23 protein-coding genes and 1 other annotated feature are annotated in these 25,658 nt (G+C 51.6%); of the genes, 10 read left to right on the forward strand and 13 right to left on the reverse strand.

Annotated elements, in window-relative coordinates:
• Positions 1–225: 225 nt before the first annotated feature.
• Positions 226–870, reverse strand: a complete 645-nt coding sequence (adk, locus tag ACJY2G_RS11480; RefSeq protein ID WP_112287544.1) for an adenylate kinase — start codon at positions 868–870, stop codon at positions 226–228.
• Between the two features lie 103 nt (positions 871–973).
• Positions 974–1,870 carry a DMT family transporter gene (locus ACJY2G_RS11485; RefSeq protein ID WP_430318912.1) on the reverse strand — a complete coding sequence of 299 codons (897 nt, stop codon included), beginning with the start codon at positions 1,868–1,870 and terminating at the stop codon, positions 974–976.
• A 105-nt stretch (positions 1,871–1,975) separates the two neighbouring features.
• Between ACJY2G_RS11485 and ACJY2G_RS11490 the strand changes: the two genes are divergently transcribed.
• Positions 1,976–2,842: a LysR substrate-binding domain-containing protein gene (locus tag ACJY2G_RS11490; RefSeq protein WP_430318911.1), complete on the forward strand. Its 867-nt coding sequence runs from the start codon at positions 1,976–1,978 to the stop codon at positions 2,840–2,842.
• A gap of 45 nt (positions 2,843–2,887) precedes the next feature.
• Here the strand turns inward: ACJY2G_RS11490 and htpG are convergent, their stop codons facing one another.
• From htpG to dnaX, 4 genes are all read right to left on the reverse strand, one after another.
• Positions 2,888–4,753, reverse strand: a complete 1,866-nt coding sequence (gene htpG / locus ACJY2G_RS11495) for a molecular chaperone HtpG (RefSeq protein WP_165353166.1) — start codon at positions 4,751–4,753, stop codon at positions 2,888–2,890.
• A 167-nt stretch (positions 4,754–4,920) separates the two neighbouring features.
• Positions 4,921–5,526, reverse strand: coding sequence for a recombination mediator RecR (gene recR, locus ACJY2G_RS11500; protein WP_112287540.1), 606 nt, complete (start codon positions 5,524–5,526; stop codon positions 4,921–4,923).
• Positions 5,526–5,855 carry a YbaB/EbfC family nucleoid-associated protein gene (locus tag ACJY2G_RS11505; RefSeq protein WP_112287539.1) on the reverse strand — a complete coding sequence of 110 codons (330 nt, stop codon included), beginning with the start codon at positions 5,853–5,855 and terminating at the stop codon, positions 5,526–5,528. The genes recR and ACJY2G_RS11505 overlap by 1 nt, the downstream gene beginning before the upstream one ends.
• A 41-nt stretch (positions 5,856–5,896) precedes the next feature.
• Entirely contained in the window at positions 5,897–7,873 is a 1,977-nt protein-coding gene (dnaX, locus tag ACJY2G_RS11510) for a DNA polymerase III subunit gamma/tau (protein ID WP_430318910.1), read from the reverse strand.
• Positions 6,497–6,561, reverse strand: a sequence feature (DnaX frameshifting element). It overlaps the preceding gene by 65 nt.
• Positions 7,874–8,194: 321 nt before the next feature.
• On the opposite strand from dnaX, the gene ACJY2G_RS11515 reads away from it, so the two are divergent.
• A complete protein-coding gene (locus ACJY2G_RS11515) occupies positions 8,195–10,261 on the forward strand; it encodes an alpha-amylase (RefSeq protein WP_430318909.1) in 2,067 nt (688 codons plus the stop codon).
• 64 nt (positions 10,262–10,325) lie between these two features.
• On the opposite strand, the gene apt is transcribed toward ACJY2G_RS11515, so the two are convergent.
• Positions 10,326–10,877 (reverse strand): adenine phosphoribosyltransferase, encoded by a 552-nt coding sequence (gene apt, locus ACJY2G_RS11520; protein WP_112287535.1) that lies wholly within the window; start codon positions 10,875–10,877, stop codon positions 10,326–10,328.
• A 184-nt stretch (positions 10,878–11,061) separates the two neighbouring features.
• Positions 11,062–11,430, reverse strand: coding sequence for a DUF454 family protein (locus tag ACJY2G_RS11525; protein ID WP_113876128.1), 369 nt, complete (start codon positions 11,428–11,430; stop codon positions 11,062–11,064).
• A 121-nt stretch (positions 11,431–11,551) separates the two neighbouring features.
• Here ACJY2G_RS11525 and priC point away from each other — a divergent pair, with 121 nt between their 5' ends.
• Both priC and rsmS read left to right on the forward strand, forming a co-directional pair.
• Positions 11,552–12,088 (forward strand): primosomal replication protein PriC, encoded by a 537-nt coding sequence (gene priC, locus ACJY2G_RS11530; protein ID WP_112287533.1) that lies wholly within the window; start codon positions 11,552–11,554, stop codon positions 12,086–12,088.
• 95 nt (positions 12,089–12,183) lie between these two features.
• The gene (gene rsmS / locus ACJY2G_RS11535) at positions 12,184–12,357 is read left to right on the forward strand and encodes a pleiotropic regulatory protein RsmS (protein WP_015690305.1); all 174 of its coding nucleotides are present in this window, start codon (positions 12,184–12,186) and stop codon (positions 12,355–12,357) included.
• Positions 12,358–12,417: 60 nt separating this feature from the next.
• Here the strand turns inward: rsmS and mscK are convergent, their stop codons facing one another.
• Both mscK and acrR read right to left on the reverse strand, forming a co-directional pair.
• On the reverse strand, positions 12,418–15,813 hold the full coding sequence (gene mscK, locus ACJY2G_RS11540) for a mechanosensitive channel MscK (RefSeq protein ID WP_430318908.1): 3,396 nt from the start codon (positions 15,811–15,813) through the stop codon (positions 12,418–12,420).
• Positions 15,814–15,985: 172 nt separating this feature from the next.
• On the reverse strand, positions 15,986–16,624 hold the full coding sequence (gene acrR / locus ACJY2G_RS11545; RefSeq protein ID WP_112287531.1) for a multidrug efflux transporter transcriptional repressor AcrR: 639 nt from the start codon (positions 16,622–16,624) through the stop codon (positions 15,986–15,988).
• Positions 16,625–16,765: 141 nt separating this feature from the next.
• Here acrR and ACJY2G_RS11550 point away from each other — a divergent pair, with 141 nt between their 5' ends.
• The 4 genes from ACJY2G_RS11550 to ykgO all read left to right on the forward strand — a co-directional run bounded on the left by ACJY2G_RS11550 (position 16,766) and on the right by ykgO (position 21,645).
• Positions 16,766–17,941, forward strand: coding sequence for an efflux RND transporter periplasmic adaptor subunit (locus ACJY2G_RS11550; protein ID WP_112287530.1), 1,176 nt, complete (start codon positions 16,766–16,768; stop codon positions 17,939–17,941).
• A 16-nt stretch (positions 17,942–17,957) separates the two neighbouring features.
• A complete protein-coding gene (gene acrB, locus ACJY2G_RS11555; protein ID WP_113876130.1) occupies positions 17,958–21,110 on the forward strand; it encodes a multidrug efflux RND transporter permease subunit AcrB in 3,153 nt (1,050 codons plus the stop codon).
• 119 nt (positions 21,111–21,229) lie between these two features.
• Positions 21,230–21,484: a type B 50S ribosomal protein L31 gene (locus ACJY2G_RS11560; protein ID WP_112287528.1), complete on the forward strand. Its 255-nt coding sequence runs from the start codon at positions 21,230–21,232 to the stop codon at positions 21,482–21,484.
• Positions 21,485–21,504: 20 nt separating this feature from the next.
• The gene (gene ykgO, locus ACJY2G_RS11565; RefSeq protein ID WP_004954542.1) at positions 21,505–21,645 is read left to right on the forward strand and encodes a type B 50S ribosomal protein L36; all 141 of its coding nucleotides are present in this window, start codon (positions 21,505–21,507) and stop codon (positions 21,643–21,645) included.
• Positions 21,646–21,772: 127 nt separating this feature from the next.
• On the opposite strand, the gene ACJY2G_RS11570 is transcribed toward ykgO, so the two are convergent.
• The 3 genes from ACJY2G_RS11570 to ACJY2G_RS11580 are packed head-to-tail and all read right to left on the reverse strand — an operon-like array spanning position 21,773 to position 24,310.
• Positions 21,773–22,651 carry a metal ABC transporter substrate-binding protein gene (locus ACJY2G_RS11570; protein WP_430318907.1) on the reverse strand — a complete coding sequence of 293 codons (879 nt, stop codon included), beginning with the start codon at positions 22,649–22,651 and terminating at the stop codon, positions 21,773–21,775.
• A gap of 43 nt (positions 22,652–22,694) precedes the next feature.
• Entirely contained in the window at positions 22,695–23,552 is an 858-nt protein-coding gene (locus ACJY2G_RS11575; protein WP_112287526.1) for a metal ABC transporter permease, read from the reverse strand.
• A complete protein-coding gene (locus tag ACJY2G_RS11580; RefSeq protein ID WP_430318906.1) occupies positions 23,549–24,310 on the reverse strand; it encodes a metal ABC transporter ATP-binding protein in 762 nt (253 codons plus the stop codon). Before ACJY2G_RS11580 ends, ACJY2G_RS11575 begins: the two co-directional genes overlap by 4 nt.
• A 350-nt stretch (positions 24,311–24,660) precedes the next feature.
• Here ACJY2G_RS11580 and ACJY2G_RS11585 point away from each other — a divergent pair, with 350 nt between their 5' ends.
• Together ACJY2G_RS11585 and tomB are read left to right on the forward strand one after the other, a co-directional pair.
• Positions 24,661–25,014, forward strand: coding sequence for a hypothetical protein (locus ACJY2G_RS11585; protein WP_430318905.1), 354 nt, complete (start codon positions 24,661–24,663; stop codon positions 25,012–25,014).
• 240 nt (positions 25,015–25,254) lie between these two features.
• Entirely contained in the window at positions 25,255–25,623 is a 369-nt protein-coding gene (gene tomB / locus ACJY2G_RS11590) for an Hha toxicity modulator TomB (protein ID WP_104923047.1), read from the forward strand.
• The last annotated feature ends 35 nt before the right edge of the window (positions 25,624–25,658 follow it).

Raw genomic sequence — 25,658 nt, forward strand, 5'->3', positions numbered from 1 at the left:
GCATAAGCTATCAATGCGAATTGTTATTAATACCTTTCATACTTCACGCGGCAGATGCGTTGGCTGCGTTCACTCACCCGAATCACTTACTTCAGTAAGCTCATCGGGACTCGCTCGCTTGCCGCCTTCCTGCAGCTCGAATTATTTTGGGTATTGGAAATGGAGACCCTAAAAAAACAAACGGGGCGACCGAAGTCACCCCGTGGTAGCGCGCAGTGCAGACGATTAGCTCAGGATTGCAGCCAGTTCGTCACGCACAGCAGAAACCTGCTGTGTGCCGTCAATTTTGACGTATTGAGTGTTACCCGCTTCTGCTTCTTTGCTGTAGTAAGATACCAGCGGCTCAGTCAGCTCATGGTATTCCACCAGACGTTTACGCACGGTTTCTTCCTGATCATCTTTACGGGTGATCAGTTCTTCGCCAGTCACATCGTCTTTACCTTCCACTTTTGGCGGATTGTATTGGATGTGGTACACGCGGCCAGAGCCCGGGTGTACGCGACGGCCAACGATGCGATCAACGATCAGTTCATCAGGCACATCAAATTCCAGCACGTAATCCACTTTGATGCCCGCGTCTTTCATGGCATCAGCCTGCGGAATGGTGCGTGGGAAACCGTCTAACAGGAAACCGTTACGGCAATCTTCCTGCTGAATACGTTCTTTCACCAGTGCGATAACCAGTTCATCGGTCACCAGTTTACCGGCATCCATAATCTCTTTTGCTTTCTTGCCGAGCTCACTTCCGGCCTTCACAGCGGCGCGCAACATATCACCGGTAGAAATCTGAGGAATACCAAATTTCTCCATGATGAATTGAGCCTGAGTACCCTTACCTGCGCCCGGAGCGCCCAGCAGAATGATACGCATTGCGTAAATCCCCTTGCATGTAATTATTATGAATCACGAAAACCGGTCAACCATACCATTCTGAGCACTTTTGCTCAAGGAACACCCCCCGCTGAAATTGGGGTTAAGCCTGCGCTATCCGGCGTTTTACCCACCAGGTTTGCGACACCACCGCCAGCACGATGATCACACCACCGGCAACCGCCGTCGGCGCAGGATCCTCATTTAAAAACAGTGAGATCCAAAGCGGTGCCAGTGCGGTTTCCAGCAGCAAAAACAGCCCCGCATTGACCGGAGAAACCAGCCGTGTCGACATCGTAATCAGCCCCATCGCCAGCGGCATAATTACCGCGCCTTCAAGTGCTATCCATAGCCATTGTTCACCGGCTAAGGCGGGTAAACCATGCAAAACGCTGCCACCGGAAAAAATCACTACACAAAAAGAGGCCAGAATACCGCCCAGTGAAGGCAGCCCGACGGTGCCGCTTTCGACTTTCGACGCGAAGATAAACGCCAGCGCCATCGACACCGCCGTGGCCAGTGCAAAATAGTTGGCGAAAGGGTCGTGGCCCGTGCTGCGTCCGCTCATCACCACGGCGACGCCCGCCATTCCGGCCAGTGCCGCCAGCATCAGCGGTTTATCAATGCGAACGCGGAAGAAAATCCACGAAATCAATGCCGACACAAACGGTGTGGAAGAGATGATCACCAGCACCGTGGCGATGCTGCCGCGGTTGAGCGCATTGACGAAACACGCTGACGCAATACAGAAGAACAGCGTAGACAGCGCATTTTTACGGGTGATCCACGGTACGCCCAGCGTGGAACGCGAAGCCGGCCAGAACAGGTACAACATCACCACCAGTGCCCACATAAACAGACCGCGCAGTACCACGATCAGCCATGAGTCTTCGACCGACATCAGGCGGATAAAAACGGAATCGGTACTGAGGATCACCCCGCCGAGAATGCCGATAAGAGTACCCGTAAAAGTGCCGTTTACCGGCGAAGACTGACGCATGTTTACCTCCTGTGATTCAACATGCGACAAGGTTAATGCGCTTTCAGCGGCAAAAAAAATGATATAAACAGACACAGAAGATGAAAAAAACTCACAAGGTTTAAAATGAATGATCTCCCTTCGCTGCGTGCCCTGCATTATTTTAAACAGGCCGCGCAGTTTGAAAGCTTCAGTACAGCGGCGGAATCCCTGAACGTGACACACAGCGCGGTCAGCCATCAGATGAAAAATCTCGAAGGCTGGCTGGGGACGGTGTTATTTAATCGCACAGCTGGCCGCGTGTTTCTCACCGCTGACGGAATTAAACTGAAAACCTGCTGCGATCGGGTATTTGATGAGATAGCAAAAACCTGTCACGAGATCAGAAATGGCAGCGAACAGCATCTTATCATTGCCTGCTCGCCCAGCTTTCTGGCGCAGTGGCTGCTGCCGCGCATCAGCCGGTTTTCACAACTTTATCCGCAGATAACGGTTTCTTTTCAGACGCAGTCCCCGCCCGGACAACTGGAAAACCAGCGTGCCGATGTACTGATAAAAAGCGGTCCGCACATTGAAAACCCAGACACTGACGCTATGCACATTGCCTCTGATTTTATCGGGCCGGTTTGTGCGCCTGGCCTGTGCCATGGCCTGATGCCGCCAGATTTCGGCGTCCTGCCCTTACTGCACGCCGATACGAAGATCAATGCCTGGCAGGAATGGGCAAAGGCGACGGGTGCGCGGGGCGATGTCAGTACCGGTAAACATTTCGATAATCTGATACTGGCAATCCAGGCAGCGAAAAACGGACTGGGGATATGTATCGCACCGAAAATGCTGGTGGAAAAAGAGCTGGAGGAAGGTTCTCTGATTGCGCCGGCGGGCTTTTGCGAAGTGGATCGCGCTACGACGGTGCTGGTGAGTTCTCAGCGCCGTGACGAGCCGGAGATCCGTGCTTTCAGGGAATGGATCCGGGAAGAAGCGAGGCAATAAAAAAGGGTGTGCTTTCACGACACCCTTTCGTTTTAAGCCCGGCGATTACGCCTGTAACAGCGTGTTCATACGGCGGATGAACAGGTTTGGATCTTCCAGCGTGCCGCGTTCTGCGAACAGCGCCTGATCCAGCAACAGCTCAATCCACTCGCTGAACTGGTCTTCATCAGCCACATCAGAAGCACGTTTCACCAGCGCGTGTTCCGGGTTCAGCTCAAAGATGTATTTCACTTCCGGCGCTTCCTGACCGGCAGCGGCAAAGAGTTTTGCCATCTGCGTGGTCATTTCGTCGGCACCGGTGGTAACGATGGCTGGCGTATCGGTCAGACGGTGCGTCAGACGCACTTCTTTCACACGGTCCCCCAGCAACGTTTTCACGCGCTCAACGAACGGCTCCAGCGCTTTTTCAGCTTCTTTCTGCTCTTCGCTTTCGTCAGCCAGTTTGTCCAATGTATCGTCGGCCTTGCTGACGGACTGGAAGACTTTGCCATCAAACTCAGTCAGATAGCTCATCATCCATTCGTCGATGCGGTCAGACAACAGCAGAACTTCAATGCCTTTTTTGCGGAACAGTTCCAGATGCGGGCTGCTCTTCGCCGCGGCATAGCTGTCAGCAGTGATGTAATAAATCTTGTCCTGACCTTCCACCATGTTCGCCACATACTCTTCCAGCGACAAAGTCTGCTCGCTGCTGTCGTTGCGGGTGCTGGCGAAACGCAGCAGTTTGGCGATCGCTTCTTTGTTTGCGCCGTCTTCTGCAGGACCTTCTTTCAATACCAGACCAAACTGTTTCCAGAATTGCAGATATTTTTCGTTGTCGTCTTTCGCCAGTTTTTCCAGCATTTGCAGAACACGTTTGGTCAGTGCACTGCGCAGGTTCTGGGTAATGCGGCTGTCCTGAAGGATCTCACGTGACACGTTCAGAGGCAGATCGTTGGAATCTATCAGACCACGAACAAAACGCAGGTAGTTCGGCATGAACTGCTCGGCTTCATCCATGATAAACACGCGCTGAACATAGAGTTTCAGGCCGTGTTTGTGATCGCGGTTCCACATATCCCACGGTGCCTGTGAAGGGATATACAGCAGGCTGGTGTATTCCTGCTTACCTTCAACGCGGTTATGGCTCCAGCTGAGCGGATCGCTGAAATCATGAGAAATGTGCTTGTAGAACTCTTTATATTCTTCGTCGGTTACTTCGGCTTTACCGCGGGTCCACAGGGCTTGCGCCTTGTTGATTTGTTCCCAGGTAACGGTGCCGTCTTCTTCGTTGCGGGTTTCGACTTCAACCGGCAGCGCAATGTGATCAGAGTATTTGCTGATGATGGAGCGAACGCGCCAGTCATCCAGGAATTCGTCCTGATCTTCACGCAGATGCAGGGTGATTTCAGTGCCGCGATCTGCTTTCTCGATGTCCGCCAGGGTGTACTCACCTTCACCGGCAGATTCCCAGAATACCCCTTCGTCAGCGCTGGCACCGGCTGCGCGGGTGCGCACGGTGACTTTATCCGCCACGATGAATGCAGAATAGAAACCGACACCGAACTGACCAATCAGCTGGCTGTCTTTCGCCTGCTCAGAACCCACGGATTGCAGGAACGCTTTGGTGCCGGATTTGGCGATAGTTCCGAGGTTGTCGATCACTTCATCACGGCTCATACCGATGCCGTTATCGCTCAGTGTCAGGGTGCGTTTTTCTTTATCAAACGACAGACGGACATGCAGCTCGCCATCACCTTCATAAAGCTCAGGTGCGGACAGTGCGCGGAAACGCAGTTTGTCGGCGGCATCCGAGGCGTTGGAGATCAGCTCGCGCAGGAAAATTTCTTTGTTTGAATACAGAGAATGGATCATCAGATGAAGCAGTTGTTTTACTTCAGACTGGAAGCCACGTGTCTCTTGTCCTTTCATACTCATCAAATTACCTCAATCCAGATACTGTTATTGACCAAATCAGACGTTGAGGAATAAGTGGGGTTATATGTCAGGCTTTTCAAGCGCAGGAGGAAATTTTTAAGAAGAAATGCAGAGGGATAGCAGAATAATACGGGGCGCAGAAGGCTGCGCCCGTATAACAGTCAGAACCGGAAGGGGTTACGCCCGGCGAGGGAATGTGACAGCGTGGTGCCATCGACCATATCCAGTTCGCCACCGACCGGCACACCGTGCGCGATACGGCTCGCCAGCACGCCAAACTGGCCGCACATTTCAGCGATATAGTTGGCGGTCGCTTCGCCTTCTACCGTCGGGTTGGTCGCCAGAATCACTTCCTGGATGTTTTCACTCTCCAGACGCTCTTCCAGACGGCCCAAACCAATGTCGTCAGGCCCAATGCCATCAAGGGGTGACAGGTGACCCATCAGCACAAAATAGCGACCAGAAAACTGACCGGTTTGTTCTATCGCATGGATGTCCGCCGGACTTTCAACCACGCAAATCTGACCGTTTTCTTTACGCCGTGGATTGGCGCAAATGGTGCAGATTTCCTGTTCGGTAAAGGTACGGCAATCGGCACAGTGGCCGATCTCAGACATAGCACGCGTTAAAGACTGCGCCAGCCGCATTCCGCCGCTGCGATCACGTTGCAGCAGCTGGAATGCCATACGTTGCGCGGACTTCGGGCCAACGCCCGGCAGGCAACGCAACGCCTCCATTAAAGATTCAAGGAGAGGGCTGGTTTGCATCAGAACGGCATCTTAAAGCCTGGTGGCAACTGCATGCCGCCAGACACGGCTGCCATTTTTTCTTTCTGAGTTTCTTCGATACGACGTGCTGCATCGTTGAACGCCGCAGCGATCAGATCTTCCAGCATGTCTTTATCGTCTTCCAGCAGGCTTGGATCGATTTCAACGCGACGCACGTTGTGCGCACCGTTGATGGTGATTTTCACCAGGCCAGCGCCTGACTCACCGGTCACTTCCAGCTGAGCGATTTCCGCCTGAGCCTGTTGCATTTTTTCCTGCATTTGCTGGGCCTGTTTCATCAGGTTACCAATGCCGCCTTTTCCAAACATAGTCTTCTCTCTCAGCAATGGCCGCGTCACAATCGCGGCGTTTAAATTGGGCGGATACTTTCCTCATCCAGCTCCGCGTCGAAGAAACGGCGCAGCGTCTGAATGTTGTTATCCGCAATAATAGACTGACGCGCCTGCGCCAGTTTTTCTTCATAAATGGCCTGTCGCCATTCCAGCGGCGTCTTCACCGCCAGATTATCATCTTCCAGCACGGTCAGTTCAACCGGCGTCTGATGCAATGCCGATAAGGCATCCGTCAGCACTTTCTGCGCGGACGGCGAATTCAGGTGCTTTTGCGAGGAGCGCAGGTGCAGGCAAATTTTGCCCGGCTCCGGCTGCTCGCGATACGCATTCAGCGCCAGTTGCTGCACCAGTTTCGGAATGGTCATCCGGCTGATTTCAGCCGCCCATTCGTCGCGTTCAATCGCTTCTTCCGCCAGACGGGAAGCCAGTTCAGGCGATTTTTCATATTCCAGCGCGGTGCGCAGCGCTTTCGGTGTCGCTACCGGTTCCGGTGCGACTTCCGGTTCCATCGTCGCTTTCCAGCGATAAGCCTCTTCTTTTACCGGCGCGGCAGGTTCTTTCTTCACCGCCAGAGTCTGCGCACGTTCAGTCACCGAAGCGAGACGCTCCAGTGCTGAGGTTGCCGGCCGCGCTTTTCCTGGCGCTGCCGGCTCAGCTTTTTTTGGGGTGGTACTCCCCTGCCTGAGCAATTGTGTTCGCGCCTGTAGAAGTTGCGCGGTGGAATCCGGCATCGCGGCCGGTTCGGCATTGCCCTGTGGCGGAGGCGCATTGTAGTTTTGTTGCGGCGACTGCTGCGGCTGCGCTACAGCAGGACGCGATGGCTGTGGCGCTACAGCAGGACGCGATGGCTGTGGCGCTACAGCCGCCGGAACTGCGACCGGCTGCGGAGCCGGTTCAGCAATAATTACTTTTGGATGGAAGGCCAGCGCACGCAACAGGGTCATTTCAACGCCCATGCGTTTGTCCGGCGCATACGCCAGCTCTTTGCGGCCTATCAGTAAGGTCTGGTAATAAAGCTGAACATCAGCCGGCGGAATAACACGCGCCAGTTCGCGCAGACGTTGTTCGATAGCCGCGTAATGGTTATCGAGCACGGACGGCAACAGCTGAACCATCGCAATGCGGTGCAGCAGCGCCAGTGTTTCCACCAGCAGGTTTTCCCAGTCCACGCCACGTGACGCGGCTTGTTCAACCTGCGCCATCATCTGACCGCCATCGGCGCTGACCAGCGCTTCCAGCATCGCCAGCGGTTGTTCGTCGTCCAGCGTACCGAGCATTTGCGCCACGGTTTCGGTAGTGACGGCGCCCTGCCCCATGGCGATTGCCTGATCGGTCAGGCTCAGCGCATCGCGCATACTGCCGTCGGCAGCACGAGAAAGCAGCTGTAACGCACGCGGTTCAGTGGTGATGGTTTCCTGCGTTAATACGTGTTCAAGCTGTTTGCGGATCTGTTCAGCGTCCAGCGCTTTGAGATGGAACTGCAAACAACGCGACAAAATGGTGACGGGTAATTTTTGCGGATCGGTTGTCGCCAGCAGGAATTTGACGTGCGAAGGCGGCTCTTCCAGCGTTTTCAACAGCGCATTGAAGCTGTGACGCGAGAGCATGTGCACTTCGTCAATCAGGTAAACTTTGAAACGACCACGAGCCGGTGCGTATTGCACGTTATCGAGCAGTTCGCGGGTATCTTCGACTTTAGTACGGGAAGCGGCATCGATTTCAATTAAATCGACAAAACGGCCCTGCTCGATTTCACGGCAGTTATCGCACACGCCACAAGGCGTGGAGGTAATCCCGGTTTCGCAGTTAAGTCCTTTCGCCAGCAGACGGGCGATGGTGGTTTTCCCGACGCCACGGGTTCCGGAAAACAGGTAAGCGTGGTGGATGCGCCCGAGCGACAGGCCATTGGCCAGTGCGGTCAGCACATGTTCCTGTCCGACGACGTCGGCAAAAGTTTGGGGGCGCCACTTACGGGCAAGAACCTGATAGCTCATTAACACTTCATCGTTGATTTATAATGAATAATTTGACGATACACGAAAAAACATCGTTTAACCCGATTTTCTGCGCGGGTCGGCGAACCGGCGACTAAAGGCTAAGCATAATGATGCCTGCGCCAGACTGCCACTTCTTAGTGTACCAGCAGGGTCGCCATCATTCCTATTACTTTACTTTTTGCGTACCACGCCGCAGTTTCTCCACCGTCGTCCTCCTCCTGACAATTCGCACAAGGGGATGAGGGCAAATTTTGCGCACTGATTACACTGAATTCACCTCTGTTCTGATAATGCTTCCTGCCCCGCGTAAGGAGAGCCATGAAATACCTGACATTGCCTTTATTACTGCTCGTTTCCCCCGCCGCACAGGCCAGCTGGGCGCTGGAAGGTTTTCCTGCGTTTGCTGAGCCGGTCAGCGGAATATTCACCAGCGATGCCACGTTATCCAAAGGACAGCGCACACTGGAATTACATCAGGATAATCAGTGCTGGCAACCTTCGGGCGCGGTAAAGCTTAATGAGATGCTTTCGCTGCAACCCTGTGAAAGTCATCCGCCGGTAAACTGGAAACAGTTTCGCACGGGCGATTATCAGGTACGCATTGATACTCGCAGCGGCACGCCCACGCTTCAGCTGAGCCTGAAAACGGCGCAGGAAACCGTCGCTGCCGTGACAAAAACCTGTCCGCGCCAGGATGGCAAACCGCTGACCGTGGAGGTATCCGGTACCTTCAGCGATGGCGAAACAGTGCGTGATTTTTATTCCGGCCAGAGTGCAGTGGTCGCTAATGGCCACATCACGATGACGCCCGATCCGGCCAGCGGCGGCCTGCTGTTGCTGGAATCTGCGACGCGTAAAACTCCCGCCACGTTCAGCTGGCAAAACGCCACCGTCTATTTCGTGCTGACCGACAGATTCGAAAACGGCAATCCGGATAACGATCACAGCTATGGCCGTCACAGTGACGGAATGCAGGAAATCGGCACTTTCCATGGTGGCGATCTGGCCGGGCTGATCAGCAAGCTGGATTATCTGCAACAACTGGGCGTGAACGCATTGTGGATCAGTTCGCCGCTGGAGCAGATCCACGGCTGGGTCGGTGGTGGCACCAAAGGCGATTTCCCGCATTATGCCTATCATGGCTATTACACGCTCGACTGGACAAAACTCGATGCCAATATGGGCACCGGCGAAGAGTTACAAAAGCTGGTCAGCGAGGCGCACAAACGCGGGATCCGCATTCTCTTTGACGTGGTGGTCAATCACACCGGTTACGCCACGCTGGCGGATATGCAAACGTTCCATTTTGGCTCGCTGTATCTCAAAGGCGATGAAATCGAAAAGACGCTGGGCAAAAAGTGGACCGACTGGAAACCCGGCCCCGGCCAGAACTGGCACAGTTTTAATGATTACATCAATTTCAGCGACAAAGACGGCTGGAGCACCTGGTGGGGCAAAAAATGGATCCGCACCGATATTGGCGATTATGACCCGCCCGGTTATGACGATCTGACCATGTCGCTGGCGTTCCTGCCGGATATCAAAACCGGGTCCACACAAGCCAGCGGCCTGCCCGTTTTCTATCGTCACAAACCTGATACCGCCGCCCGCGAAATCCCCGGCGCTGCGCCCCGCGAATATCTGGTGACGTGGCTCAGTCAGTGGGTTCGCGATTACGGCATTGACGGTTTCCGCGTCGATACCGCCAAACACGTGGAAAAACCGACGCTGGCGTTGCTGAAAGCGCGTTCTGCCGAAGCACTGAAACAGTGGAAAGCCGCCAATCCTTCACAGGCGCTGGATGACGCGCCGTTCTGGATGACCGGTGAAGCCTGGGGGCACGGCGTAATGAAAAGTGATTATTACGATAATGGCTTCGACGCGATGATCAACTTTGATTTTCAGGATCAGGCAGCGGCGGCGCTGAATTGTTTTGCAAATATCGATGCCACCTATCAGCAGATGGCGGAGAAAATGCAGGATTTCAATGTGCTGAGTTATCTCTCATCACACGATACCCGGTTATTTTTCACTGACGATGCCAAAGGGTCAGTTCCCCTGCAACAACGCGCGGCGGATTTATTACTGCTGGCACCGGGCGCGGTGCAGATCTATTACGGCGACGAAAGCGGTCGTCAGTTCGGCCCGACGGGTTCAGATCCTTTACAGGGAACGCGATCAGACATGAACTGGAATGAGCTAAACGGTGCAAAACAGGCGTTGCTGAAGCACTGGCAAAAACTGGGGAAATTCCGGGAACAACATCCGGCGGTCGGTGCAGGTGTGCAGAAATCACAGCAGACAGCAGAATATTACGCCTTCAGCCGTCAGCATGGTGACGATAAGGTGATGGTAGTCTGGACGGGAGAAAGCGGGAAAGAATAGTGCAGAAAGCAAAAGGCCTCGCGTTAACGGCGAGGCCTTTTTACATCACACTGCAGAATTTAAATCAGTGCCCGTCGAAACACACCAGGCTGTAGCAGGTGATATTGGCATCGTTCAGGCGTTTTTCACCGCCCAGTTCCGGCAGATTGATGATGAATGCAGCATCCGTCACTTCCCCACCCAGACGGCGGATCAGTTTCGCGGTAGCTTCAATGGTGCCACCCGTTGCCAGCAAGTCGTCAATCACCAGGATCTTCTCACCCGGCAGAATGGCATCCGTGTGGATTTCAAGACTGTCAGTGCCGTATTCCAGATCGTAAGTTTCGCTGATGGTTTCACGCGGTAATTTGCCCGGTTTACGCACGGGAACAAAACCCACGCCCAAAGCCAGCGCAACCGGCGCGCCAAACAGGAAACCACGTGCTTCGGTGCCCACCACTTTGGTGACGCCGGCATCGCGGTAACGATCGGCCAGTAACTGAATGCTTGCAGCGTAAGCTTTTGGGTCTTCCAGCAAGCTGGTGACGTCACGGAACAGTATGCCTGGCTTCGGATAGTCAGGGATGGTCTTGATACTGTCTTTAATAAACTGTAGCTGCTGTGCGGTAGCGGTCATAATGTTAATTGCCTGATAAAGCTGCTGTTCATACTTAAACGCGGGCGGTCAAATGTCCCCCGTCATGCCCTTTTAAAGCATGTCGTTCAAGGAAGGAAATTGGGAGCGCACCGACGTACGAGATGCCCAAATCTATGCAAAGCTGCTTTAAAAAGCAACCCGCAGCCGGACATGATCGCCTGTTTTATTGCTCAAGGTCAACCACTGGTAATCGCCACATCATGATCAGTAACGCAAACATCATGCAAACCAATAAAATACGCACCCACAATAACGGCACAAAATAGATCGAAATCGCGAATGTCGTCACAATCAGCGCAACGGCTTTTGGCTTCGCCCCTTTCGGCAGCGCGCGATGCGCCTGCCAGTGACGTAAATAGCTGCCAAACCAGGAACGGTGCAGCAGCCAGTGATGAAAGCGTGGAGACGAACGGGCAAAACACCAGGCGGCCAGCAGTAAAAACGGCGTGGTGGGCAACAGCGGCAGCACAACGCCCAGCGTTGCCAGTACCACACACAGCCAGCCGACCATAATCAGTAATATGCGCTTCATGCAGTTCCTTTTGATTCGCACAAATTGCCAGAAATTAAGCCCCCAGTTTATACAAGTGCAACGAAGGTGTCATAACCGCCGGTTGCAGGTAAGCTATGAGCGTCATTAATGGAGATAACCTGTGAGCACTGAACGAATTTTACATGTCCTTGATCAGCAAATAGAAACTCTGGCGCGGGAAATCGAACCCATCGGCCATGTTTCCGCTTCGCAGGCCCGGTTTGATATCGCCCTTTTCTCAACCAAAGGCACCCGTCTGCGCGATTATCTGGCAGAAATTAAGATGAATTTACAGCAACTGAATCAGGAAGTGGTTGAGAAACGTTCCGCACAGGTGGCGTTTATTGCCGAGCGACTGGTGGCACAAATCACCGCCATGCAGCGTGAACTCGCCACGCAAACACTGCGTAAAACGCACCAGACGCCGGAGCGAAAAAGTCATGATAATTATACCAAACTCGCGGAAACTCAGCAGTTCGAGCGTCGTCTGATTGCGATGATTGAGGATCGGGAAACCACGCTCGGACAACTCGCCACGTTCAGTGATCAGCAACGCGTGCAAAAGGAACTGGCTGCGCTGGAAGGACGTTTAATGCGCTGTCGTCAGGCGCTGGCCAAAATTGAGAGGCAAATCGAGCGGCAGGAAAAAGGTTTTTGAATCTTTATCACATTTTTTTAATCCGGCGTTCAGACCCGCCATTTTCTTATCTATAATGGTAAGTCCAAAACCTGCTAATAATAATGTTGGCCAATATGTCCGTAGAAAATGCGCCTCCCGAACTTCAGCTTGCTGTTGATCTGATTTACCTGCTTGAGTGCAACGAAATTGCACCGGAAACCGCTCTCGCAGCACTGGAAATCGTACAACGCGATTATCAGGAGAAGCTGAAAAACAGCAAAAGCACGCTGTCTATTAGTTACCTTTAAGCCGTCCGGCTGACTGTATCAGGGGAACCTTTCGCATTCCCCTGAATTGCCCGCTTCCCATTAGCCCTGAGGCAACGCATCCGGTTCATCACCCGGTTGTCTCAACACGCGCTTAACTTCCTGAATCTCGCTGCCGTCCTGATTGTGCAGATACACTTCCAGCTGATTGAAGGCGATATTAATGTTGTTCTCGCGGCACAGTTTATCAATACTGCGGTTAAGTTCATCGACGGTATAACTGCGGTCACCCAGTTCACGAACATAAACACGCAGTTCGTGATCGAGCGTGCTGGCACCAAAATTAAGGAAGAAGACCAGCGGTGCAGGGTCGCTCATTACACGGGCGTTTTCATGCGCCGCCTGCAACAAGATCTCTTTCACTTTATCCAGATCAGAACCGTACGCCACACCAATTTTGATCAGCACGCGGGTGACGGTATCGCTCAGTGACCAGTTGATCAGCCGTTCCGTCACAAAGGCTTTGTTAGGAATGATCACTTCTTTACGGTCAAAATCGATAATGGTAGTTGCGCGGATACGGATACGACTGACCGTGCCGGAAAATGCTCCGATGGTCACAGTGTCGCCAATACGTACCGGGCGTTCGAACAGGATAATCAGACCTGAAACAAAGTTCGCAAAAATTTCCTGCAAACCAAAGCCCAGCCCGACCGACAGCGCCGCCACCAGCCATTGCAATTTATCCCACGAAACCCCGAGAGAACCGAGCGCTGTAATGGCCCCGATCACCGTGATCGAATACGTCAGGATGGTGGTAATGGCGTACGACGTCCCCTGCCGCAATTGCAGCCGCGACAGCACTACGACTTCCAGCAGGCCCGGCAGGTTTCGTGTCAGAACATACGCCACAATCACGGCGAGGAAACCGAGTAATAAATTGCCCAGCGTCACGGTTTGCGGAATGACCGCGCCCGCCACCGTGCTGGAGTAATGCCATAACGTTATGCTGTCGAGATAGGAAATCACCGTCAACAAGTCAGACCAAATCCAGTAGAAGACTGTCGCGAAGATGAAGAACAGCCCCATGGTGGTCAGGCGCAGCGACTGCTGGTTAATCTGATCCAGACCAATTTGCGGTTCTTCAACCGGCTCATTGCCTTCAGCGCCCTCTTTCGCCAGGTTTGTCTGACGGCGGGCCAGCGCACGACGATACGCCAGACGCCGTGCGGCAACACTTAATCCCCTGAGCGCAGTGAGATAAATAATGTTCCAAAAAATCAGCAGGTAAAGACTGTCAATCCAGCGGCCCGCAAGACGCAGCGTGGTGTAAAAATATCCGGTGACCACCAGCCCGACCAGGAAAGCCGGCGCAATCGCAATCGCCGTGACCACCACCAGACGAATGCTGTGAGAATCTTTTTCACGCCAGCCATCGCGTGCGATCGGGAATACGAGAACCGTCAGCGCCAGCAGCGTCAGGAAAATCACCACCTGCCCGATGATGTCATCCACCAGACCGAGCGGTGCTTTCTCACCGCGCACGGACCAGAAAATCAGCGGCAACATCACCAGGCTCAGACGAATGACGGAACGACGATAATGCGCGCAAGTGGCCGCAGGTGTATTGAAGTGCCGCTCGTTGATCCCACCGGGTTTAAGAATGCGATAGCAAAAGCCCATGACCAGCTGGAACACCGCCAGCCGCTGCGCCAGCGTCCATAAAAAGTCGCTCGGTTCGATATCACATTGCGAAAGCCAGTAGCCGACGCCCAGCATCAGTAACACGCCCGGTAAAACATTCAGAACCATCAGTAACAGCGCCTGCGGCGTGTGCAACTGGCTGTCGCGCTTGAGTTGTCCGACATCATTACTCAACATATCAATCCGCTGATCAATGTATTTCCTGCGCCATAACAGCAGCAAAATAACGATTAGCAACGGGATGGTCACCGGCAGGGAATGCAACGCACCCACCATCAGTTCTCCCGGTGGAATACTCACATGCAGGTCGCTAAGTTGACTTTTGACATCGCCCGGCAATGATTTGATGAACTCCCAGTTCATCGGCTTGTTACTGCTCACCCAGAAAATCTGCTGAGTCAGCGTTTCGGTCAGTGACTGGTTGATGCTCAGCAATTGTTGCTGGTTAATCTGCAAATTGATGGCGAGCGACAGCTGATTACCCAGTTGCTTATTCAGTTGATCAAGCAGTTCTCGGCGCATATCAACAATCTGATCCAGCGCATCGCTGATATCGTCATTAATCGTCTCTTTGCTGTTGGTCACCACCCCCTGAATGTAACTGTCTCCCTGAAATAAGGCATCACGCTGCTGATTAATTTTGAACTGCTCAAGCCGCAAATCTGCAATCCGCGTGCTCATATCGGTCATCAGACCGGAAGGCGGGATAGTATTTTGCTGCTGCTGATACAAAATGCGCGACAATAATAAGCTGCCTTTCAGCACCGTAATTTGCTCTTTAAGGTCATGCTCAGCCTGCGCCGAACGATCCAGCCAGTTTTTCACTGTGATATTTTTCTGTACCAGCTGGTTGCCTTCCTCGGTTGCGGCAATCAGACGTTCACTGAGCTGGCGGTTGATTCCCAGTTCCTGCGCCACCAGCGGGTCATTTTGGATATTCGAGGCATCGTCCGGCGTTTGGGCTTCTTTCGCTGTCCGCTCGGACAAAATCAGCCGTTTGCCGTTGACCACTTCCTGCAATAACTGCGCGGTGTGTTCAAGCTGATTGATGTGCGCGTTGGTGTAATCACGTTGTTTTTGCAGTAAATCCTGCAACGTGGTATTGGCTTCGAGGCTCTTACGTTGCAGGTCAATCTGCGCCGCAAGTAAAGCCTGTTGCGTGACCAGCATGTTTTGTTGCGTGTTACGTAAATCCTGCTGACCGGGCGACATGCCGTTGAGCTGATTACGGATTTTCTGAATCGCCAGTGAATAGGAGTACATCGCGTTCTGGACGCGCTCAGGCTGAGTTTGCAGGGAAATCAGCTGAGTATTAAAAGTCGATAAATCTTCCTGCGAGGACTGCAAATCGTCGAGTGTGTCATTAAGACGGTTTTCCAGCTGACGCAGCGACAGCGCGGAAAGCTGAGCTTTATTCACATCATCTTTCGGATTGTTTTTGATCTGATCCAGACCGTCCATGGCGACCCGCAGCTTTTGCGGTGCGTCGGCGACCTGTTTTTGCAGCTGATTTACTTCCTGCTTCACTCTTTCCAGCGCATCAAGATATTCCAGTGTGTGGATCAGATCCTGTTGCGAAAGCTTATCCACCGGCGTCAGGTTCTTCTGGCGGTTTAACGCATCAAGCTGGTTCTGAACTTCATTCCTGCCGGGAATATCATTACTTGCCGCATGGCCGGAAAAGGAGATAAAAAGCAGTGCAACGCATATCACAAACGTGAAAAAACCTGTCATTCCCCTTTTTTTCAGGGAAAGCCTTACATCAGAAGGGGCGGCTAAAAACCGGATACACATACGTCAGCGTCAACTCATTTACTGAATGAATAATATGGAGATGACAATAGCAGCGTTGGCGATGAAAGGAAGGAGAAAAGCGTTTCTGAATACAACATCAGAGTGTGTATTTTATAAACAAAACGGGATATAAATTTGCAGGCTTATTAATTAACAGGAAAGTATTGAGCGGTTATTTTACCGCAGTGAGAAAGGATGAATGGCACAACATGTCTATATACGTATCCACGAATCGCCCGGCATTTCCTTCTAAATCAAAGCTTTCAGGAATAAATAACCAGTTTTCCATCAGCCCTGTGAGATAAGCACGAAGAATAATGGCGGCCTGGCGGGTATCAAGATCAACCGGGAGCTGCTTTTCTTCTATACAGCGCACGAGAATACGCTCGATTTTACCGTATCCTTCCATGTATAACGCTTTGCGCGCTTCATGAACTGACGTCATCTCCCCAACAAATTCACATTTATGGAATATAATCTCCATCAATGCTTTACGTTGGCTATCGGTGACAGTGGCGACCAGAATGTAAATTAAGATTTCGCGTAAAATACGCAGTGGATTATTCGGATACTTTGTCTGATACTCTACTTCAAGCACTTTTATGCGGGATTCATAAGCTTCCCAAATCGCATTAAACAGCTCCACTTTGTTCCTGAAATGCCAATAAATTGCGCCCCGCGTCACACCGGCTGCATTCGCAATATCAGTCAGTGATGTCGACGATACCCCACGGGCAGAAAACTCACGCACAGCAGCATCCAGAATCTGTTGTCTGGTTTCCAGCGCCTGTGATTTGGTTTTTCGTGCCATAGGTTTATCTTTAAGGGGAGTTTGATTTACATACATTCTTGAATGTATGTAACATAGCACGCACATACTAAAAGCGCAGCAATGGATTTGGAATGTTGTGATCCATTGGACAATTTGAAATCGGACACTTGAGGTTTATTTATGAACAAAAACAGAGGGTTAACGCCTCTGGCGGTAGTTCTGATGCTATCCGGAAGCTTAGCACTTACAGGATGTAACGATAAAGAAGCTCAACAAGGTGCACCTCATGCTCCGCAGGTTGGGGTCGTTACTCTCAAAACTGAACCGTTGAATGTGACTACCGAACTTCCTGGTCGTACTGCTGCTTTTCGCATCGCTGAGGTACGTCCGCAGGTTGGCGGCATTATTCTTAAACGTAATTTCGTTGAAGGCAGCGAAATTAAAGCCGGGACATCGTTATATCAGATTGATCCAGCCACTTATCAGGCCGCGTATAACAGCGCTAAAGGCGATCTGGTAAAAGCTCAGGCGAATGCACAGATTTCCCGTCTGACGGTGACTCGTTATAAACCTCTGCTTGGCACTAACTACATCAGTAAGCAAGATTACGATACCGCTGTGGCCACTGCCGCTCAGGCTGACGCCGCTGTTGTCAGCGCCAAAGCTGCGGTTGAAAACGCGCGTATCAATCTGGCTTATACCAAGGTCACCTCCCCTATTAGCGGACGTATCGGTATTTCGTCGGTAACTGAAGGTGCGCTGGTGTCGACCGGCCAGACCAATGCGCTGGCAACTGTTCAGCAACTTGATCCTATCTATGTTGACGTCACTCAGTCGAGCAACGATTTCCTGCGTCTGAAGCAGGAACTGGCAGATGGCTCACTCAAGCAAGTTAACGGCAAAGCACAAGTCAAGCTGCTGTTGGATAACGGTAAAGAATATTCACAGGCGGGTACATTAGAATTCTCTGATGTGACTGTTGATGAAACCACCGGTTCCATTACTTTGCGTGCCATCTTCCCTAATCCAAATGACGCCCTGCTGCCAGGTATGTTTGTGCGCGCGCGTCTGGATGAAGGCGTAAACGACAACGCTCTGCTGGTTCCTCAGCAAGGTATTACCCGTAACCCACGTGGTGATGCCACGGCGATGGTGATTGGTGCGGACAATAAAGTTGAAATTCGTACAGTGACCACAACGCAGGCAATTGGCGACAAATGGGTCGTGACAGACGGCCTGAAAAGTGGCGATAAAGTTATCGTGACAGGTCTGCAAAAAATTAAGCCAGGCGTACAGGTTACTGCACAGGAAGTCGATCAAAACGCAGCAGCACCCGCTACAGCGACGAAGTCTTAATAGGAGCCGGTAATTCATGGCTAAGTTTTTTATAGATCGTCCCATCTTTGCATGGGTAATTGCGATCATCATCATGTTGGCAGGGGGATTGGCAATACTTAAACTGCCAATCGCACAGTATCCAACCGTTGCGCCACCGGCTATCCAGCTGACCGCAACTTATCCGGGTGCGGATGCGCAGACCGTACAGGATACCGTTACTCAGGTTATCGAACAGAACATGAACGGTATCGACAACATGATGTACATGTCGTCGACCAGTGATTCATCAGGTACTGTTCAGATTACCCTGACCTTCGCTTCCGGTACTGACGCGGATATCGCGCAGGTACAGGTTCAGAACAAACTGCAGCTGGCAACACCATTGCTGCCGCAGGAAGTTCAGCAACAGGGTATTTCGGTTGAGAAATCGAGCAGCAGCTTCCTGATGGTAGCGGGCTTTATTTCCAATAACGGCTCAATGACCCAGGATGATATCGCCGACTACGTCGGTTCCAACATCAAGGATCCTATCAGCCGTACTGCGGGTGTAGGTGACGTTCAGCTGTTTGGTGCTCAGTACGCGATGCGTATCTGGATGGATCCGAACAAACTGAACAACTTCCAGCTGACGCCGGTAGATGTCATCAACGCCATCAAAGTACAGAACAACCAGATCGCAGCAGGTCAGCTCGGTGGTACACCACCGGTTCCGGGTCAGCAATTGAACTCATCTATCGTGGCGCAGACCCGTCTGAAGTCACCGGATGAATTCGGCAAAATCATTCTGAAAGTAAATCAGGATGGTTCTCAGGTTCGCCTGAAAGATGTGGCTAAAATCGAACTCGGCGGTGAAAACTACGACGTTATTGCCCGTTTCAACGGACAACCTGCGTCAGGCTTGGGTATCAAACTGGCAACGGGTGCGAACGCCCTGAATACCGCGGCGTCTGTAAAAGCCACACTGACTAAGCTTGAGCCATTCTTCCCGGCTGGCTTAGAAATTGTTTACCCGTACGACACCACGCCGTTCGTAAAAATCTCGATTAAAGAAGTAGGTAAAACGCTGTTCGAGGCCATCGTCCTGGTGTTCCTGGTCATGTTCTTGTTCCTGCAAAACTTCCGCGCAACCCTTATCCCGACCATTGCGGTTCCGGTGGTTCTGCTCGGTACCTTTGCAATTCTGGCAGCGTTTGGCTATTCGATAAACACCCTGACAATGTTCGGGATGGTGCTCGCGATAGGCCTGCTCGTCGATGACGCCATCGTCGTCGTCGAGAACGTCGAGCGTGTCATGGTCGAAGAAGGCCTGCCTCCGAAAGAGGCCACCAAAAAATCCATGGAGCAGATCCAGGGTGCATTGGTGGGGATCGCGATGGTGCTGTCCGCAGTATTCATCCCGATGGCCTTCTTCGGTGGTTCTACCGGTGTTATCTACCGTCAGTTCTCCATCACCATCGTTTCGGCCATGGTGCTGTCGGTTCTGGTGGCGATGATCCTGACACCTGCGCTTTGTGCGACCATGCTCAAGCCGGTTGCCAAAGGTGAGCATCACGATAAGAAAGGTTTCTTCGGCTGGTTTAACAAGAAATTTGACCAAAGCACGCACCACTACACCGACAGCGTAGGCAACATTCTGCGCAGCACCGGTCGTTATCTGGTGATTTATCTGCTGATCGTTGTCGGCATGGCATTCCTGTTTATCCGCCTGCCAACCTCCTTCCTGCCGGAAGAAGACCAGGGCGTATTCCTGACCATGGCGCAATTGCCAGCAGGTGCGACCCAGGAGCGTACACAGAAAGTGCTCGACGAAGTCAGCGATTACTATCTGACGAAAGAAAAAGCCAACGTGAAGTCCGTGTTTACGGTTAACGGCTTTGGCTTTGCTGGTCGTGGTCAGAACACCGGTATCGCGTTTATCAGTCTGAAAGACTGGTCTGAGCGTAGCGGCTCGGAGAATAAAGTTCCTGCCATTGCAGGCCGTGCGATGGGCGCATTCAGCACCATTAAAGATGCACTGGTATTCCCGTTCAACTTGCCAGCGATTGTTGAGTTGGGTACAGCGACAGGCTTCGACTTCCAGTTGATTGACCAGGCTAACCTTGGACATGACAAACTGACACAGGCACGTAACCAGTTGCTGGGCATGGTTGCTCAACATCCGGACTTGCTGACTCAGGTTCGTCCAAACGGTCTGGAAGATACACCACAGTTCAAAATCGAAATTGATCAGGAAAAAGCAACGGCACTTGGCGTTTCAATTTCCGACATCAACACCACTCTCGGTGCTTCGATTGGTGGTAGCTACGTCAACGACTTCATCGACCGTGGTCGCGTGAAGAAAGTGTACGTTCAGGCTGAAAATAAATACCGTATGTTGCCGTCAGACATCAATAACTTGTATGTCCGTGGCAGTGCTGGCCAGATGGTGCCGTTCTCCGCATTCTCCAGTGCGAAATGGGAATACGGTTCACCACGTCTGGAACGTTACAACGGTCTGCCATCCATGGAAATTCTGGGTCAGCCAGCTCCGGGCAAAAGTTCGGGTGCTGCAATGGAGATGATGGAGTCTCTGGCTTCCAAACTTCCAAGCGGTATCGGCTATGACTGGACCGGTCTGTCCTATCAGGAACGCTTGTCAGGGAACCAGGCTCCGGCCTTGTACGCTATCTCCCTGATTGTCGTATTCCTGTGTCTGGCAGCGTTGTACGAAAGCTGGTCAATACCGTTCTCGGTCATGCTGGTGGTTCCGCTCGGGGTTGTGGGTGCGCTTCTGGCAGCCACGATGCGCGGACTCAGTAACGACGTTTACTTCCAGGTAGGCCTGCTGACCACCATCGGGTTGTCCGCGAAGAACGCCATATTGATTGTTGAGTTCGCCAAAGACCTGATGGACAAAGAAGGTAAGGGTCTGATCGAATCCACGCTTGAAGCGGTTCGTATGCGTCTTCGTCCGATTCTGATGACCTCACTGGCATTTATCCTCGGTGTAATGCCGCTGGTAATCAGCTCCGGTGCAGGTTCCGGTTCTCAGAACGCCGTAGGTACCGGCGTAATGGGCGGGATGATCACAGCAACGCTGCTGGCGATCTTCTTTGTTCCGGTCTTCTTCGTAGTGGTTCGTCGCCGCTTCGGTAAGAAGAACGAGGATATCGAACATACGCACAAAACAGAGCATCCGACGCTGTAACGGATCCTCATACTGACGAAAGGCCGCTTATGCGGCCTTTTTTTTCGCCTGAGTCTTGAACCGGAAAACAGATGGGTGCATACTTATTGTTATAGTATAACATAACAACCTGAGGCATTATGAAACCCGCTATCCATCCTGCGTATCGCACCGTGGTTTTCCACGACACCAGTGCTAATGAATACTTCAAGGTCGGTTCAACCATCTCGACAGACCGCACCATTGAGCTGGAAGGGGCAACCTACCCTTACATCACGATTGAAGTTTCTTCCGCTTCCCATCCGTATTACACCGGTAAGCAGAAAGAGTATTCAAAAGAAGGCAGCACCGCGCGATTCAATCAACGCTTCGGCAGCTTCCTCGGTAAAAAGTAAACAACATCAGGGAAATTGTTATGCAGGTTCTGAGTTCATTACGTTCGGCAAAAAATCGTCATCCGGATTGTCGCGTGGTTCGCCGTAAAGGCCGGATTTACGTAATCTGTAAAAGCAATCCGCGTTTTAAAGCCGTTCAGGGCAGAAAGAAAAAGCGTTAACGCTGCGCCTTTCCCTTACGCCCCTTATAAAAAAATAAAAGCCCCGCCGCTTGCCCGACGGGGCTTTTTCTTATGTTAAGACATGATGTAAAACCTCCTCACAGCGAAACCGTGAGGAGGGGAAATCTTATTTCATGCTGGCAACGATCGTCTCAACGTTATGCTTAAACGCTTTGATATACGTCGTGGCCGGGCCTTGCGGGCCTGAAAGTGCTTCAGGATACAGCTCACCACCAGGTTGCGCGCCGCTCGCCGCAGCAATCTGTTTCACCAGACGCGGATCGGTTTGATTTTCGATGAAGTACGTTTTCACCTTCTCCTCTTTGATCTGCTTAATCAGCGACGCGACACCGCTGGCGCTGGCCTCCGCTTCGGTAGAAAAGCCGACCGGTGCCATAAAGCTGACATGGTATTCCTGACCAAAATAACCGAAAGCATCATGGCTGGTCAGCACTTTACGCTTTGACTGAGGAATGCCGGTGAATTCAGTTTTGGCCCACGCATCAAGCTTCTGTAACTGCTCAATATAGGCGGTTCCGCGCTGGCGGAAATAATCAGCATCTTCCGGATCGGCTTTGATCAGCGCATTCATCACATTGGTCGCATAAATCACGCCGTTCGCCATGCTGTTCCAGGCGTGCGGATCGGTAATTTGTTTGCCGTCTTCTTCCATTTTACGGGAATTAACACCTTCAGATGCCGTCACCACATGACCTTTGTAACCGGAAGCCGTCACCAGACGGTCGATCCACCCCTCCAGACCTAAGCCACTGACGAAAACGACATCAGACGCGTTAATCGCCTTACTGTCTTTCGGCGAAGGCTCAAAGCTGTGCGGATCACCGTCAGGTCCGACTAGCGTCGTCACTTTAACGTGCTCGCCGCCCACTTCCTGAACGATATCCCCGAGAATAGAAAAACTGGCCACCGCATCCACGGTTTTCGCCACAGCCAGCGGGCTCGACAACAGGGCAGCTGCTGCGAGTGATACAGGTAATACTTTCATCATGTCCCCTTAATTGTGGTACTGCTTATTAATTTACTGCTGCTTAAGTTCGCGAAGCCGTTAACATCCCGCCCCGCTTTCCAAATAAAACTGAAATAAAGAAGATCACCGTCGCGCTGAGGACGATAGCCGGGCCTGCGGGCAGCGAAGCATAATAAGACCAGATAAGCCCGACGATACTGGCGATCACACCGATAATCATGGCGCTCAGCAAGGTATGGGGTAAATCCTGCGCCCAGAAACGTGCGCTGGCCGCGGGTAACATCATCAAACCGACGGACATCAGCGTGCCGAGGATCTGGAAGCCGGCAACAAGGTTCACAACGACCAGCGCCAGGAAAATCCCATGTATCGCCGCCAGCCATTTCCCTGCGCTGACCCGTAAAAACAGTGAATCGAAAGATTCTATGACCAGGGCGCGATAAATACAGGCCAGCACCAGCAATGACACACTGGTAATAATGCCGACCATAATCATTGCTGAGGAATCGATAGCGAGAATGGAGCCAAAAAGAACGTGTAGCAGATCAACACTGGAACCGCGCAGGGAAACCAGCGTCACACCCAGCGCGAGCGATCCCAGATAGAAACCGGCAAAACTGGCATCTTCTTTTAATTGCGTGCGGCGGCTCACCAGGCCTGACAGCATTGCCACTGCAAGTCCTGCAATAAAACCGCCAATTCCCATGGCGACCAGCGACATTCCTGAAATCAGATAACCGATAGCCGCACCCGGTAATACGGCGTGGGAAAGTGCGTCTCCCACCAGACTCATCCGGCGTAATAGCAGGAAAACGCCCAGAGGCGTGGCGCTGATGGATAATGCGATACAGGCAATTAACGCGCGGCGCATGAAACCAAACTCAATAAAGGGGTCGGCCAGTAAATGAAAAAGCATCATGAATTGGCGACTCCCGCGACGAGAGAAAAAGGTTCGGTCGAAATACAGGCATGGGCCTGATGCGGGAAGTGACCCAATACGTCGTGCGCCGTTCCCCACAGATTCTGTTGCGCGCTGAGGTAAAGCACATGAGGAAAATGCCGGGCAACCATTGAGATATCATGTAAAACCGCAATGACGGTTTTGCCTTCCTGATGCCACTGCGCAATCACCTTGAGCAGCAGTTCCGTTGTCTGGGTATCGATGCCGGTAAAAGGTTCATCAAGCATGATAAGAGGCGCCTGTTGCACCAGTAATCGCGCGAATAAAGTGCGTTGCAGCTGACCACCAGAAAGCGAACCTACGGGCAAATGCGACATTTCAGTCATCCCGACCGTCTCAAGCGCCTGAGTTACTGCGGTGGCTGACTGCTGATTTATGCCGCCAAAAAGTCCGCTTTGCGGCCAGCACCCCATGGCGACCAGGTCGAATACGCTGATCGGAAAACCGCGATCCAATTCCGCCTGCTGCGGTAAATAGGCCAGACGCGGACGCTTTCCGCCGGTGAAGGTAATATTGCCCGCAACCGCCTGCTGAAGGCCAGCCAGCGTTTTGAGGAAAGTGGATTTACCCGCCCCGTTAGCCCCGATAACCGCCGTCAGTGAGCCCGAAAGAAACTGCCCGCTGATCGGCATCGCAACCGCCCGGCGGTCATAGCCGACTTCAACATTATTAACAAAAATCATGGTAGCGATATTGCCCAGTAAATTGCGGCCCATAAAATAGCCAGTACAGCCAGCACGGCGAGACAGCGCACTGGCGAAGAAAGTGTAAAGAGTGTTTTGGTCATAGCCCCTCCATTCGTTACAATATAACATCACACACCAAGCTTTGTATCAATACATGAACTGTTTCGATTTTTTACCAGATGCCCTTTCGGAACGAGGATTGCACACCCCGGGCCAGGCGAAATTGTTAGAAAAGGGTAAAAATTGATGAATAGAAACTAATTGTCATTACAATCAGAAAGTTATGTTTTTTCGCACTGGAAATTTTTTTCTCTACTCAAAACACATCCTGATAAAAGTATGCAATAATAGAAAGGTATGGAGTTCAAAGGCGAAAACCGGTGAAAAAATTTATCCCCTACCCTATTAATGGGGACAATCTGACTCCTTCAGATTTGCTGCAGATTATTGAACGTTATTTATCTGAAATTGAAGAACCCTTAATTGGTGATTTAACTTACTTCTCAGAAAATGCACGTTACGAACCCAATTCTTTGCAAATCGTGTCAATCGTTGCAATTGGCGAAAATTGTTATTCGCTGAACTACCATTTCAGATGGACGATTTTCAACGGTTGTCTGGACATTAATGCACAAGAGTTCACAACGCAAAGTGTCACATTCCTTGTAAAGCCGGCAGGTCTGGAGTTTGATATTATTGATTTGTTCAAAGGTTCAACGGCTGAAGAATTGTAAGTTTGAGTAATACGTTTGCGCAGCTTTCTCAAAATGAATTATATTTAAATTATATGTTGTGTAATTAGCCTGAGAAAGTTCATCCCAAAGACTGCGATTGTCTTTGATGTATAAGTCAGTTCATAGCGTTAGTCAGTTCATAGCGTTAGTAGTGAGAGCCGTTTTCTGTAAGCCATCAAGTTTTGTTGTTTACTCACAGAGTGTTATCAACACCGAATAAACCATTACGGAGGGGATGATATGGATGAGTACTCGCCTAAGCGGCACGATATCGCTCAGTTACGCTACCTGAATGAAATGTTGTACGATGAAGGCATCGCGACACTGGGTGACAGTCACCACGGTTGGGTCAACGACCCCACTTCTGCTGTTAACCTGCAGCTCAATGAACTGATTGAGCACATTGCATCCTTTGTGATGAGCTTTAAAATTAAGTATCCGGACGATACCCATTTAAGTGATCTGGTTGAAGAGTATCTGGATGATACCTACACCCTGTTCAGCAATTATGGAATTAACGATTCTGATTTACGCCAATGGCAAAAGACCAAGAAGCGATTATTCAGAATGTTCTCAGGGGACTACATCTGTACCCTAATGAAGACTTGAGTAATAATTTATATGCAGTCATCAGATAAAAATGA

Source organism: Rahnella sp. ATs2 (assembly GCF_051851855.1).
GTDB classification, from domain to species: Bacteria; Pseudomonadota; Gammaproteobacteria; order Enterobacterales; family Enterobacteriaceae; genus Rahnella; species Rahnella variigena.

What these genes read in the sequence shown, in the direction of transcription:
- dnaX (WP_430318910.1), bottom strand. Translation starts at nt 7,873, where the DNA reads ATGAGCTATCAGGTTCTTGCCCGTAAGTGGCGCCCCCAAACTTTTGCC.
- apt (WP_112287535.1), bottom strand. Translation starts at nt 10,877, where the DNA reads ATGACCGCTACCGCACAGCAGCTACAGTTTATTAAAGACAGTATCAAG.
- rsmS (WP_015690305.1), top strand. Translation starts at nt 12,184, where the DNA reads ATGTCCGTAGAAAATGCGCCTCCCGAACTTCAGCTTGCTGTTGATCTG.
- adk (WP_112287544.1), bottom strand. Translation starts at nt 870, where the DNA reads ATGCGTATCATTCTGCTGGGCGCTCCGGGCGCAGGTAAGGGTACTCAG.
- mscK (WP_430318908.1), bottom strand. Translation starts at nt 15,813, where the DNA reads ATGTGTATCCGGTTTTTAGCCGCCCCTTCTGATGTAAGGCTTTCCCTG.
- tomB (WP_104923047.1), top strand. Translation starts at nt 25,255, where the DNA reads ATGGATGAGTACTCGCCTAAGCGGCACGATATCGCTCAGTTACGCTAC.
- recR (WP_112287540.1), bottom strand. Translation starts at nt 5,526, where the DNA reads ATGCAAACCAGCCCTCTCCTTGAATCTTTAATGGAGGCGTTGCGTTGC.
- ykgO (WP_004954542.1), top strand. Translation starts at nt 21,505, where the DNA reads ATGCAGGTTCTGAGTTCATTACGTTCGGCAAAAAATCGTCATCCGGAT.
- acrR (WP_112287531.1), bottom strand. Translation starts at nt 16,624, where the DNA reads ATGGCACGAAAAACCAAATCACAGGCGCTGGAAACCAGACAACAGATT.
- ACJY2G_RS11550 (WP_112287530.1), top strand. Translation starts at nt 16,766, where the DNA reads ATGAACAAAAACAGAGGGTTAACGCCTCTGGCGGTAGTTCTGATGCTA.
- htpG (WP_165353166.1), bottom strand. Translation starts at nt 4,753, where the DNA reads ATGAAAGGACAAGAGACACGTGGCTTCCAGTCTGAAGTAAAACAACTG.
- ACJY2G_RS11580 (WP_430318906.1), bottom strand. Translation starts at nt 24,310, where the DNA reads ATGGGCCGCAATTTACTGGGCAATATCGCTACCATGATTTTTGTTAAT.
- ACJY2G_RS11515 (WP_430318909.1), top strand. Translation starts at nt 8,195, where the DNA reads ATGAAATACCTGACATTGCCTTTATTACTGCTCGTTTCCCCCGCCGCA.
- ACJY2G_RS11505 (WP_112287539.1), bottom strand. Translation starts at nt 5,855, where the DNA reads ATGTTTGGAAAAGGCGGCATTGGTAACCTGATGAAACAGGCCCAGCAA.
- ACJY2G_RS11525 (WP_113876128.1), bottom strand. Translation starts at nt 11,430, where the DNA reads ATGAAGCGCATATTACTGATTATGGTCGGCTGGCTGTGTGTGGTACTG.
- ACJY2G_RS11575 (WP_112287526.1), bottom strand. Translation starts at nt 23,552, where the DNA reads ATGATGCTTTTTCATTTACTGGCCGACCCCTTTATTGAGTTTGGTTTC.
- ACJY2G_RS11560 (WP_112287528.1), top strand. Translation starts at nt 21,230, where the DNA reads ATGAAACCCGCTATCCATCCTGCGTATCGCACCGTGGTTTTCCACGAC.
- ACJY2G_RS11570 (WP_430318907.1), bottom strand. Translation starts at nt 22,651, where the DNA reads ATGAAAGTATTACCTGTATCACTCGCAGCAGCTGCCCTGTTGTCGAGC.
- acrB (WP_113876130.1), top strand. Translation starts at nt 17,958, where the DNA reads ATGGCTAAGTTTTTTATAGATCGTCCCATCTTTGCATGGGTAATTGCG.
- ACJY2G_RS11490 (WP_430318911.1), top strand. Translation starts at nt 1,976, where the DNA reads ATGAATGATCTCCCTTCGCTGCGTGCCCTGCATTATTTTAAACAGGCC.
- ACJY2G_RS11485 (WP_430318912.1), bottom strand. Translation starts at nt 1,870, where the DNA reads ATGCGTCAGTCTTCGCCGGTAAACGGCACTTTTACGGGTACTCTTATC.